This is a genomic window from Pseudarthrobacter sp. (assembly GCF_036675385.1).
In the GTDB taxonomy this organism is placed as follows: domain Bacteria; phylum Actinomycetota; class Actinomycetes; order Actinomycetales; family Micrococcaceae; genus Arthrobacter.
The window spans coordinates 25943-37794 of the sequence record NZ_JAKFFD010000050.1 but is presented as its reverse complement, the minus strand read 5'-3'; the positions used below and the strand labels follow the sequence as shown (position 1 = coordinate 37794).

General features: G+C 66.7%; 11 protein-coding genes. 6 read left to right on the top strand and 5 right to left on the bottom strand.

Annotation, left to right across the window (positions count from 1 at the left end):
- Positions 1 to 1202, bottom strand: a 1202-nt coding sequence (gene purD, locus V6M49_RS04750; protein WP_332760298.1) for a phosphoribosylamine--glycine ligase, incomplete at its 3' end; no start/stop codon positions are given.
- Positions 1203 to 1306: 104 nt separating this feature from the next.
- Between purD and V6M49_RS04745 the strand changes: the two genes are divergently transcribed.
- From V6M49_RS04745 to V6M49_RS04735, 3 genes are read left to right on the top strand one after another with little or no spacing between them, the layout of a single operon-like run.
- Complete coding sequence (locus tag V6M49_RS04745) at positions 1307 to 2884, top strand: molybdopterin-dependent oxidoreductase (protein WP_332760294.1); 1578 nt, start codon at positions 1307 to 1309, stop codon at positions 2882 to 2884.
- 36 nt (positions 2885 to 2920) lie between these two features.
- The gene (locus V6M49_RS04740) at positions 2921 to 3937 is read left to right on the top strand and encodes an asparaginase (protein ID WP_141141609.1); all 1017 of its coding nucleotides are present in this window, start codon (positions 2921 to 2923) and stop codon (positions 3935 to 3937) included.
- Complete coding sequence (locus V6M49_RS04735; RefSeq protein WP_104060550.1) at positions 3937 to 4314, top strand: sterol carrier family protein; 378 nt, start codon at positions 3937 to 3939, stop codon at positions 4312 to 4314. Before V6M49_RS04740 ends, V6M49_RS04735 begins: the two co-directional genes overlap by 1 nt.
- Here V6M49_RS04735 and V6M49_RS04730 read toward each other — a convergent pair.
- The 3 genes from V6M49_RS04730 to V6M49_RS04720 all read right to left on the bottom strand — a co-directional run bounded on the left by V6M49_RS04730 (position 4311) and on the right by V6M49_RS04720 (position 7265).
- A complete protein-coding gene (locus tag V6M49_RS04730; RefSeq protein WP_332760292.1) occupies positions 4311 to 5048 on the bottom strand; it encodes an HAD family hydrolase in 738 nt (245 codons plus the stop codon). The two genes, V6M49_RS04735 and V6M49_RS04730, sit on opposite strands and share 4 nt — an antisense overlap.
- Positions 5045 to 5260: a hypothetical protein gene (locus V6M49_RS04725; RefSeq protein ID WP_442959692.1), complete on the bottom strand. Its 216-nt coding sequence runs from the start codon at positions 5258 to 5260 to the stop codon at positions 5045 to 5047. The genes V6M49_RS04730 and V6M49_RS04725 overlap by 4 nt, the downstream gene beginning before the upstream one ends.
- A gap of 193 nt (positions 5261 to 5453) precedes the next feature.
- Positions 5454 to 7265 carry a glycoside hydrolase family 15 protein gene (locus V6M49_RS04720; protein ID WP_332760290.1) on the bottom strand — a complete coding sequence of 604 codons (1812 nt, stop codon included), beginning with the start codon at positions 7263 to 7265 and terminating at the stop codon, positions 5454 to 5456.
- Between the two features lie 150 nt (positions 7266 to 7415).
- Here V6M49_RS04720 and V6M49_RS04715 point away from each other — a divergent pair, with 150 nt between their 5' ends.
- The 3 genes from V6M49_RS04715 to V6M49_RS04705 all read left to right on the top strand — a co-directional run bounded on the left by V6M49_RS04715 (position 7416) and on the right by V6M49_RS04705 (position 10187).
- On the top strand, positions 7416 to 8147 hold the full coding sequence (locus tag V6M49_RS04715; RefSeq protein ID WP_141141611.1) for a DUF72 domain-containing protein: 732 nt from the start codon (positions 7416 to 7418) through the stop codon (positions 8145 to 8147).
- 66 nt (positions 8148 to 8213) lie between these two features.
- Positions 8214 to 9296: an App1 family protein gene (locus V6M49_RS04710; protein ID WP_141141612.1), complete on the top strand. Its 1083-nt coding sequence runs from the start codon at positions 8214 to 8216 to the stop codon at positions 9294 to 9296.
- Between the two features lie 39 nt (positions 9297 to 9335).
- Entirely contained in the window at positions 9336 to 10187 is an 852-nt protein-coding gene (locus V6M49_RS04705) for a formate/nitrite transporter family protein (protein ID WP_141141613.1), read from the top strand.
- Between the two features lie 45 nt (positions 10188 to 10232).
- Here the strand turns inward: V6M49_RS04705 and V6M49_RS04700 are convergent, their stop codons facing one another.
- The gene (locus V6M49_RS04700; RefSeq protein WP_332760286.1) at positions 10233 to 11798 is read right to left on the bottom strand and encodes a glycoside hydrolase family 1 protein; all 1566 of its coding nucleotides are present in this window, start codon (positions 11796 to 11798) and stop codon (positions 10233 to 10235) included.
- Between the last annotated feature and the right edge of the window lie 54 nt (positions 11799 to 11852).

The window sequence follows — 11852 nt, the reverse complement described above, 5'->3', positions numbered from 1 at the left end:
ACCAGCTCCACGCCGTCGTACGCCCGTTCCCGGGCCTCCACCAGGTCGCTGCCGAGGGCAACGACGGCGAGTACCCGGCCGCCGGCGGAGATCACCTTGCCGTCGTCGTCGAGCGCGGTGCCTGCGTGGATCACGTGCACGCCGTCGAGCTCATCCACCTTCTTGAGTCCGCGGATGCGGTCACCGGTGCGCGGGGTGTCCGGGTAGTTTTCGGACGCGACGACGACGGCGACTGCGGTCTCCTTGGACCAGCGCAGCTCGTCTGCCTTGTCCAGTTCGCCCTTGGCGGCTGCCAGCAGCAGCGCACCGAGGGGGGTTTTGAGCCGGGCCAGTACGGCCTGCGTCTCGGGGTCGCCGAAGCGGACGTTGAATTCGATGACGCGGGTGCCGCGCGTGGTCAGCGCCAGGCCAACAAACAGCACACCCACAAACGGGGTGCCGCGGTTCGCCATTTCATTGACCGTGGGCTGCGCGACGCGGTCGATGACTTCCTGGACCAGCCCGGCGGGGGCCCATTCCAGCGGGGTGTAGGCACCCATGCCGCCGGTGTTGGGGCCTTCGTCATTGTCGAAGATGCGTTTGAAGTCCTGCGCCGGGGACAGTGCCACGGTGTTGCGGCCGTCGCAGAGGACAAAGACGGAAACCTCGGGGCCGTCGAGGAATTCCTCGATCACCACGGTGCCGCCGGCGTCGAAGCACGTCTGCGCGTGGGCCAGGGCTTCGTCGCGGTTGTTGGTGACCACCACGCCCTTGCCGGCCGCGAGGCCGTCGTCCTTCACCACGTAGGGTGCGCCGAAGGTGTCCAGGGCCGCGGCGGCTTCCTCGGCGTTTGTGGCCACCATCGCCATGGCCGTGGGGACTCCCGCTTCGGCCATAACTTCCTTGGCGAACGCTTTGGAGGCTTCCAGCTGGGCTGCGGCCTTGCTGGGGCCGAAGACCGGGATGCCGGCGTCGCGGACGGCGTCGGACACCCCGGCCGCCAGCGGCGCCTCGGGGCCCACCACCACGAGGTCCACGCCGAGCTTGGTGGCCAGCGCCGCGACGGCGTCGGGATCATTCCCGTCAATGTTGTGGGTGGGGACCAGCTTGCTGATGCCGGCGTTGCCGGGAGCCGCATGGACCTCGGAAACGTTGGGGTCGGCGAGCAGGGAGCGGACAATGGCGTGTTCGCGGCCTCCAGGGCCAATGACGAGTACCTTCACAGTCTCCAAGGGTACTTTGTGCACCCTGCCCTTTCCTAAGGGGGTGCTCCTAAGCTGTGTCCCCGCCCGGCCATCCCTGCGGCCCGCCGCAACGAATCCAAAGCATGAAGAAGCTTCTGAAGTGGCTCAAAGATCCCGCCGCAATGGCCGCGCTGGCAGGCGTGGCGGCTGCCGCCGTCGTACTTTCCGTTGCGGAGCTGATCGGAGCATTCTTTACCGCCCGGGCAACTCCGGTGATCGCGTTGGGGTCCACGTTCATCGACTTCACACCGCCGTGGATGAAGGACTTTGCCATCGCCACGTTCGGCACCAATGACAAAGCCGCGCTGTTTGTGGGGATGGGCCTGGCCATTTTCCTGCTGGCCTGCGTGCTGGGTGCGGTGGCCTACCGCAGGTGGGCGCTGGGCGTTGCCGGTGTGCTGCTGATGGGCGCGGTGATTGTGGCCAGCGTGGTAACGCGGGCCAGCGTGAAGCCGGTTGATGCCATCCCCAGCGTGCTGGGCACAATTGCCGGGCTGGTAGTGCTGCGCCTGCTGATCGCCCCGCTCTGGCGGCTGAAATCCTGGCCCGAGGCGCCTGCCGACACGGGCGCCGCGGAACCTGACCGTCCCGCCACCAGCCGCCGACGCTTCTTTGCCGCCGCCGGGATCACCGTGGTCGGCGCCGGGGTCGCAGCCACGGGCGGCCGCCTGCTCAGTGCCGCGCGCAGCAACATCTCCCAGGCCCGCGAGGCCCTGCAGCTGCCCGCCCCGGCAAAGACGGCAGCCGCTGTGCCCGCCGGCGTCCAGTCCCCCGCGGCCGGTGTGACACCCTGGATCACGCCCAACGGGGACTTCTACCGGATCGACACCGCCCTCAGCGTCCCCGAAATCAACGCCGATGACTGGGAGCTCCGCGTGCACGGGCTGGTGGAGGAAGAGGTCCGCCTCACCTTCCAGGACCTGCTCGACGCCGACCTCCTCGAATCGCACGTGACCCTCACCTGTGTCTCCAATCCCGTGGGCGGAAACCTCGCCGGCAACGCCAAATGGCTCGGCCTTCCCATCCGCGAAGTCCTCAAGCGGGCGCGTCCCAAGGACGGCGCGGACATGGTGCTGTCGACGTCGATCGATGGCTTCAGCGCCTCCACACCGTTGGAGGTCCTGCAGGATGACCGCGACGCCATGCTGGCGATCGGCATGAACGGCGAGCCCCTGCCGCTGGAGCACGGCTATCCGGTGCGCATGGTGGTGCCCGGGCTGTACGGTTTTGTCTCCGCCACCAAGTGGGTGGTGGACCTGGAAGTGACGCGGTTCGCGGACAGCAAGGCCTACTGGACCCAGCGCGGCTGGTCCGAGCGCGGCCCCATCAAGACCATGGCCCGGGTGGAAGTCCCGAAGTCCTTCGCCAAGGTGCCCGCCGGCCGGGTGGCGATCGGCGGCACTGCGTGGGCGCAGACCCGCGGCATCACCAAGGTGGAAGTCCAGATCGACAACAACCCCTGGGCCGAGGCCGTCCTGTCCACCGAGGCGTCCCTCATCACGTGGCGCCAGTGGTCCTTCGACTGGGAAGCCACGCCCGGGCCGCACTACATCAAGGTCCGCGCCACCGACGGAACGGGCGAGGTCCAGACCGATCAGCGAGCCGATCCGGTGCCCGACGGCGCCTCCGGCTGGCAGTCGGTCATGGTCACCGTGGAGTAGCCCGGCATTCGTGGATTCCGCCCCTAGACTGGCAACATGCCGCACAACCCGCATGCCACATTCACCGTGGACTCCGCCGTCGAACTCGCCGTTATTGAACGAAGCGGTTTTGTGGAGTCCCGGCACATCGGCTCAGCCGTCGTACTGTCCGGCGACGGGTCCGTCGTCACAGAGCTCGGCGACATCCGGACTCCCCTGTACGCACGGTCCGCGCTTAAACCGCTGCAGGCCCTTGCGGCCATGCAGTCCGGAGTTCCGCTGCGCGGCGCTCAGGTGGCCCTCGCCTGCGGCAGCCACGTGGGCTCCCTGGACCACATGGACGTGGTGGAGGGAATGCTCAAGGCAGCCGGCGTCCGGGAGGACCAGCTCCAGTGCCCCGCCGCCTGGCCGCAGGACGAGACGGCCCGCAACTGGCTGGTCCGGTCCGAAAAGGGCAAATCGAAGCTGGCCTTCAACTGCTCCGGCAAGCACGCCGCTTTCCTGTGGGCCTGCACCGAAAACGGCTGGGACACCCACAGCTACCTCGAACCGAACCATCCGCTGCAGCAGCGTGTCCGAAGCGTGATCGAGGAATACAGCGGCGAAAGAATCGCCCACCTGGGCATTGACGGGTGCGGGGCCCCGGTGGCCGCCATTTCGCTGACCGGGTTGGCGCGAGCGTTCTCGATGCTGGCCAAGGCCCCGGGTGACAAGAATTCCAACGCCCGCGCCGCCACCATCGCCACGTCCATGCTCGACTACCCCTGGGCCGTTCAGGGCCGCGGCGAGGCCAACACCATCGTGATGGACGAACTGGGCATCATCGCCAAGATCGGCGCCGAGGGCGTCCTGGCCATGGCCACACCCCAGGGTGTCTCGGTGGCCATCAAGATACTGGACGGGAATCTGCGCGCCACGTCCCTGGTGGGCCTGACCCTCCTCGCCGCGGTTGGCGCCGTGGATATTCCGGGCGTCTCCAGCGTCCTCGAAAAAGTGGTGGCCCCGGTGATGGGCGGCAGCCACGAGGTGGGCAAGATCCGCCTGGGCCCGGCCGTGTCCGCGCTCCTGGACTGATGGCTGTAGCACGCCGTCGGATCGGCATTGAAGAAGGCACAGCGGCACTGGCCGCGTGGCAGGAGGCCGCCGCATCGCCGTCGGACGTTCCGCTCCCCCGCAACGTCACGGCCACGGCCGTGCGGTACACGCTGGAGGAGGTGACCGCGCGGGCACCGGGGAACTCGGTGGAAGTGCGGGTGCCGCCGTTCGGCGTCACCCAGTGCGTGGAGGGGCCGCGGCACACCCGCGGAACCCCGCCCAACGTGATCGAGTGCGACGCCGCCACCTGGCTGGGAATGGTGACCGGCCAGTTGAGCTGGGCCGACGCTGTCGCGGCGCACAAAGTGTCCGCCTCCGGCCTGCGCGCTGACCTCTCAGCCCTGCTCCCCCTTTAGCCCTCCCACCGACCGCCGGCGGGGTTCGACTCCAGCGTCAGCAGCCTGCCGATGGCGCTGGCCTGCAGGTTGTCCAGGAGGTCCCGGGGGCCGTTGTAGACCTCGGCCGCGCCTGCCTCGCGGAGTTCGGCGGCGCTGGTCCCGCCGCACGTGACGCCGATGGCAGGGATTCCCAGCGCGGCAGCAGCCTGCATGTCCCACACCGCATCCCCCACATAGACTGCTCCGGCCGCAGCCACACCAACAGCTTCAAGCGCGGCCACGAGGATGTCCGGGTCCGGCTTGCTTGCCGTCGCATCGTCGGCGCTGGTGGCGGCATGGATGAACGCGTCCGCACCGAGGGCTTTGCGGGTGGCCGTCAGATCCTGCGTTCGCGCCGATGATGCCAGGGCGACGGCGAGTCCCCCGGCGTGGCACTGCGCAAGGAGCTCCTTGGCGCCGTCGAACGGACGCAGCGACGGCCAGCTCTGCGCGAAGACCGCCGCATGGCTGGCCAGGATTTCGGTGTCGGCCTCGCGGTCCCGGCCAGCAGGAAGAAGCGTGTCCACCAAACGGTCGCCACCCATCCCGACGCACCGGTGAATGGCGGCCATGGGGACGTCATATTGGTGCTGGCGGAACGCCTGCCACCACGCGAGCGTGTGGATGTAGGCGGAGTCCACCAAGGTTCCATCAACGTCAAAAAGGACGCCGAACCGCCGCCCGCGGACCAAGGCGTGGCTTTGGGTGATCACCCGGCTACAACGCGGGCGGCCCCGGACATTTTCTTGGCGCGGGCAGCCGCATTGTCTTTCGGGGAGGACACGGGACCAACCCGGTCCCGGATGACGGCTCCGGCACCGTTGCTGCTGAAGTCCCTGATCAGGCCTGTGCCGGCAATCTCGCGGGCCATCGCAATGCCGGCCACCGCGGCCCGCTTCGTTGGGAAAGTCACCGAGATAGCCATCAGGCTTCCTGAACCATCCAACATCCGCACGCGATAGCCGCCGTCAGGCGCATCCACCAACTCAAAATGTCCGGCCATTACAACCACCCCTCGTTCAGTCGCGGCGCTGTGCCTTAATAGGAGCGCTCCGCGGGTCTAGTAAGTATACTTACCTATCCCGCGGAGGTGAAGAGCGGGCGGACCCCTCGGGCCCTCATTGCCCTACCCTTTCGGTCTCCGGGGGAATAGGTGTGTCACTTCGGCGAACTGTATCCTGATGCAGCTCAAGAGCGCTTGTCACAAGCGCGAAGTGGCTGAAGGCCTGGGGTGTATTGCCCAGCTGCCGCCCCGCCCTGACGCCCCACTCCTCGCTGAGCAGACCAACATCGTTGCGGAGTTCCAGCAGCCGTTCGAAGAGTTCGGTGGACTCCTCGGTTCGCCCCGCACCCAGCAGTGCCTCCACCAACCAGAAGGAGCAGGCCAGGAACACCCCTTCGTCCCCCGGGAGGCCGTCGTCGCTGTCGGCGGGACGGTACCGCAGCACAAAACCGTCTTCGGTCAGCTCCCGCTGGATCGCGTCGATGGTCCCCAGCACCCGGGGATCATCCGGGGGCAGGAAGCCCACCCGCGGGATCAGCAGCAGGCTGGCATCCAGTTCGGGCCGGCCATACGCCTGCACAAAAGTGTTGCGGACGGGGTCGAAGCCGTTGGCCATGATGTCCCGGTGGATGGTGTCGCGAAGGGCCTCCCAGCGTTCCGCGGGGCCGGGCAGGCCGAAATCGCGGACGCCCTTAACCATCCGGTCTGCAGCTACCCAGGCCATCACCTTGGAGTGCGTGAAATGGCGCCGCGGCCCGCGCATCTCCCAGAGCCCGTTGTCCGGCTGGTCCCAGATGGTCTCCAGGTGCTGCATCAGGGCCACTTGAACGTCCCAGGACTCGTCCGTATGTTTCAGCAGGGAGTTCCTGGTCAGCGCCAGGCAGTCCAGGACCTCGCCCCAAACGTCCAGCTGAAGCTGCTCGGCGGCGCCGTTGCCGGTCCGTACCGGTTTTGAATTCTCGTACCCGGCAAGCCACGGCAGCTCCATTTCCGGAAGCCTGCGTTCGCCGTGGATTCCGTACATGATCTGCAGGTCGGCCGGATCGCCCGCCACAGCGCGGAGCAGCCAGTCACGCCAGGCGGCAGCCTCGGTGGTGTAGCCGGCGGCCAGGAGCGCCTGCAGCGTCATGGTCGCGTCCCGCAGCCAGCAGAAGCGGTAATCCCAGTTGCGGGGACCGCCCAGCTGTTCCGGCAGGGACGTGGTGACCGCTGCGACGATGCCGCCCGTGGGAGCGTAGGTCAGCGCCTTCAGGGTCACCAGCGAACGGACCACGGCATCCTGGTACTTTCCTTGCACGGTGCACTGGGATGACCAGCCGCGCCAGAAGGCCAGGGTGGTGCCCAGCACTACCTCGGCGTCCACCGTGTGCGGGCGGGGAACGTGGCTGGGGGCCCACGTCAGGACAAAGGGGATGCGCTCCCCTGCCTGGACCGTGAAGTCACTGACGGAATGCATGTCCTCGCCGTGAAGCGGCGCCTTAGTAACGAAGTAGACGGAGTCCGGGCCGGCGATGGCATGCAGGCCGTGCTTGTCGCGCCGCACCCAGGGAACGATATGCCCGTAGTCGAACCTCAGCGCCAGTTCACCGTGCATCCTGACGCTTCCGCTCACGCCCTCGACGATCCGCACGATGTCCGCCACCTCGTCACGTGGCGGCATGAAGTCAATAACCCTGACGGCACCCTCCGGGGTTTCCCATTCTGTTTCCAGGATCAGGGTCCCCTCCCGGTAGCCGCGCCTGGTGCAGGTGCCGCCGCTCTCGGGTGCCAGTAGCCAGCGTCCGGCCTCGGGCGTATCCAGGAGCGCGTTGAAACATGCCGGCGAGTCGAAGCGCGGCAGGCAAAGCCAGTCGATGGAGCCCTCGGTGCTGACCAGGGCGCCGGTGTGGAGGTCGCCAACAACTGCATAATCTTCAATGCGCGCCATTCCCATACACTGCCACACGGATGGGCCCTGCCGGAGAAAACAACCGTGGATGATAGTGGCAAAGCACAGCGGTGTAGCCTGAGTTGACGGCCGGTCCACGAACACCGGAGGCATTATGGTTCACCCTTCTCCCCTGCGGGTCAGCTGACCGTGGCTGTCCATATCGGCACCTCCGGCTGGAGCTATGACCACTGGGAGAACGTGCTCTACCCGCCAGGCCTCCCGGCCCGGGACAGGCTCCAGCACTACGTTTCCCGGTTTGGCACTGTTGAGTTGAACGCCAGCTTTTACCGGTGGCCCCGGGACACGTCCTTCGCCAGCTGGCGGCGCCGGCTCCCGGACGGGTTCGTGATGTCCGTCAAAGCTCCGCGCGGCCTGACCCACGGCAAGAAACTCTACGGACCCGAAGTCTGGCTGGAGCGCATCGCCCGCTGCTGGCACGAACTGGGAGACAAACGCGCTGTCCTGCTGGTCCAACTGCCACCGCAGCTGCAGCGCGATGATGCCCGGCTGGATCATTTCCTCGCCGCGGTCCCGCGGTGGATCCGGGTGGCCGTGGAGTTCCGGCACCCCAGCTGGGACCATCCGGACGTCTACGCCTTGCTGGAACGGCACCAGGCCGCCTACTGCATCATGAGCGGCGCCCAGCTGCCGTGCATCCTCCGCGCCACGGCACCCTTCGTCTACATCCGGCTCCACGGGCCTGACCATCATCACCTGTACGGCGGCTCCTACTCGGATACCGATCTGCAGTGGTGGGCTGACCGGATCCGCGAATGGTCGGCGGCCGGCAAGGACGTTTATGCCTATTTCAACAACGACGGCGGCGGGAACGCCGTGCGGAACGCCGACACCCTCCGCTGGCTCCTTGGTGGAGGCTGACGTCACGCACGACGGCGGGACCGCCAGGGTGCCCGGCGCGCGGTTGCGCTGTGGCAGAGTGGAGACATGGACAGGGCTCCTCAGAATTCACCGCAGAACACTCCGCACCCCGCACCGCTGTCCGGCACCCAGCTTTTACGCCTGGCGCACCGGATCTCCGCCGTCGTCAACGCCGTCCGCATCCAGCTCGCCAAGGGCTGGAATTTCGCGCCGCAGACCATCGCGTACCAGGGCTACGGTTCGACCGGCTGGGTACGCGTGCTCGGCCGCGTCCTGTTAACCAAGAATCCGGCCCCGGGCAGCCGGGCCGAGCAGGCTGCCCGCAACGGCACACAAAACGTCCGCGGCTGGCGGGCCTTCACCAGCGTCCCCCTGCAGTTCATCGAGGTGGAAATTACCATCGGCGGCGTCACCACCCGGGTCCGGGCGGACCGTGGCGGCCTGATCGACACCGTGGTGGACGTGCAGCTCCCGCCGGGCTGGCACACGGCCATCCTGCGGGCTGACGGGACCGAACCCGTGGAGACGCTGATCCAGGTGATCGATGCCGATGCGAAGTTCGGCATCGTGTCCGACATCGACGACACCGTGATGGTCACCGCCCTGCCCAGGCCGTTCCTGGCCCTGTGGAACACGTTTGTCCTCAGCGAACGGGCCCGGATGGCGACGCCGGGGATGGCGGTCCTGCTGGAGAGGCTCACCATTGAACACCCGGACGCGCCCGTCATCTACCTGTCCACGGGTCCGTGGAATGCTGCCCCCACCCTGGCGCGGTTCCTGGGCCGGAACATGTATCCATCCGGCGCCCTCCTGCTTACGGACTGGGGCCTGACCCAGGACCGCTGGTTCCGCAGCGGGCAGGAGCACAAGCACCGCAACCTGGAGCGCCTCGCCAAGGAATTCCCGGACATGCGGTGGCTCCTGATCGGCGACAACGGCCAGCACGACGAACAGATCTACTCAGGCTTCGCCCAGGAAAACGCCGACAAAGTGGCCGCCATCGCCATCCGGCAGCTCTCCGTCAGCGAGTCCGTCTTCGCCGGCGGGCACTCCGAGGACGGCGACCACACCACGTCGGTGGTCCCCTGGATCTATTCGCCGGACGGCGCGGGAATGGCCAAACAGCTTAAGCTCCTGGACCTCCTCTAGATCCATCACCACACACTTTCAGGCGGATAGGCGACACGCATGAGCGACACCGACGGCGATGCGCGGCGGCGGGAACTTGGCGACAATCCAGGCCCGGTTGAGGAGGAGGTGGAGGAATCCTTCGACCGCACGGTTGAGGAAGGCGCGCAGCGGCTGAACCGCTCCTTTCGGGACGTGCTCATCACCGGCTTGTTCGGCGGGTTTGAAATAGGCGTTGGCATCATGGCCTACCTCGCCGTTCTCTATGAGACCGGGAACCACCTTCTCGCGGGACTGGCCTTCAGTGCAGGACTCATCGCCCTCCTGCTGGCCAAGAGCGAACTGTTCACGGAAGGCTTCCTGGTACCCATTGCCGCTGTCGTCGCACGGGAGGCAAGCTACGCGCAGCTCGGGAAGCTCTGGGGAGGCACACTCATTGCCAACCTGGTGGGCGGTTGGCTGTTTATGGCATTGATCATGACAGCGTTCCCGCAGTGGAGCGAGACCATCACGAAGGAAGCCAACTACTATCTGGACGCCGGGTTTAACTGGAAGACCGTGTGTCTTGCCGTGTTGGCGGGGAGCACCATCACGTTGATGACCCGCATGCAGCACGGGACGGACAGCGTCACCGGCAAGATCGCGGCCGCCGTCGTTGGCGCTTTCCTGCTCTACGGGCTGCAGCTCTTCCACTCGATCCTGGACTCGCTGCTGATCTTCGGTGCCATCCACACGGGTGCTGACATCAACTACCTTGAATGGCTCGGCTGGTTTTCCTATGTAGTGGTCTTCAACGTGCTTGGCGGGATCCTGCTGGTGACCGCGCTGCGGCTGGTGAGTGCCAGCAAGCTGGTGAAGGAACGGCGCGATGACTCACCCGAGGACCCGGAGGACGCACACCACTCCGGCTAGGTTCCGGTGAACGTGCCCAAGTCCGAGCAACATATCCCCACGAGGCTAGGCGGTGGCGCCCGAGGTGGTCACGCCGTCGTCGGGAGATACCGCCGTTTCGGGATCAGCGGCGGTATCCGGTTCCTCACTGGCGGCCTGCGCGACGGCGGCACTCGCCGCTGCGGCAAGGTTCCGCTCTTCGATGAGCTCCTGGAGCCAGAAGTAGGACGCCTTCGGCGTGCGCTCCAGGGTCTCAAAATCAACATGGAGCAACCCGAACGGCTGGTTGTAGCCTGCCGACCATTCGAAGTTGTCCAGCAGCGACCACACATAGTAGCCGCGCAGGTCAATGCCCTCTGCTTCACCGCCGGGAGCCGTGGCCTTCAGCGCGGACTCGATGTGGTCCGAGAGGTATTTCAGCCGCCGCTCGTCCGGGATGAAGGTGGTGTTGGTGGACTTGTCCCGCACGATGATGTCCTCGAAACTGGCCCCGCCCTCGGTGATGATCACCGGCGGCAGATGCGGGTACCGCTCCGCCATCTCTTTCAGTGCCACCCCGATGTACTCGGGTTTCACCGGCCAGCCGTAGGCGGTGATGTCCGCCTCAGGCCAAGGCTCCACGTGGAACGGTGTGGCACCGTTGCCGGCCGCACTCAGGTCGCTGCCCATGGCCTCCGCCATGGTGGCCGGCACCGCCCCGTCACCGGGGCCCACGGCTACCTTGGTTGGCATGTAGTAGTTCAGGCCGTAGAAATCCAGCGGCTGGGAGATGATCTCCATGTCCTCGTCCGGATGGTCAAAGGAGCCGAAGAACTTCGCGGCGCGGATGATGTCCGGATATTGGCCAGTGAGGACGGGGTCCGCGTACAGCCGGTTCTGTGCGATGTCCATCAGGCCCGCACTCATCCAGTCCAGGGGGTTGACGGAGTTCGGGACCATGGGCGAATACACGTTGGTCATCCCGATCTCGCCGGGGACCCCGGCCGCCCGCAGCGCCTGCATCGCGAGCCCGTGGCCCAGCAGCTGGTGGTGCACGGTGGGCAGTGCGTTGAGCATGAGCGTTTCGCCCGGTGAGTGCAGGCCCATGGTGTAGCCGTTAGTGCTGACCGTGGCGGGCTCGTTGATGGTGACCCAGCGGGCAACGCGGTCGCCGTAAGCAGCAGCGGCGATCGCGGCGAACTCCCCCAGGCGGTAGGCGGTATCGCGATTCACCCAGCCGCCGGCGTCGTCCAGTGCCAGCGGGGTGTCCCAGTGATAGAGCGTGACCATGGGCGAAATCCCGTTGGCCAGGAGCTCGTCCAGGAGCCGGTCGTAGAAGGCCAGCCCGGCCGGGTTCACCGGCCCGCTGCCGTTGGGCTGGATCCGGGGCCAGGACAGTGAGAACCGGTACGAGTCGACGCCCAGCTGCTTCATGAGGGCAACGTCGTAGGGCATCCGGTGATAGTGATCGCAGGCAACGGCGGGGCTGTGGCCGTCCACGATGGCACCTTCCTTGGCCGAAAACACGTCCCAGCCCGCCGGGCCCCTGCCGTCCTCGGTGAGCGCGCCTTCGATCTGGAAGGCCGCGGTGGCCACTCCCAGGGTGAAGTCCGCAGGGATGAGGGCGGCCAGGTCCTTGGCGGAAATGTGCATCGAGTCAGCCCTTATGAAGGAGGAAGCGTGGAACGCGTACATCCCAGAATGTCA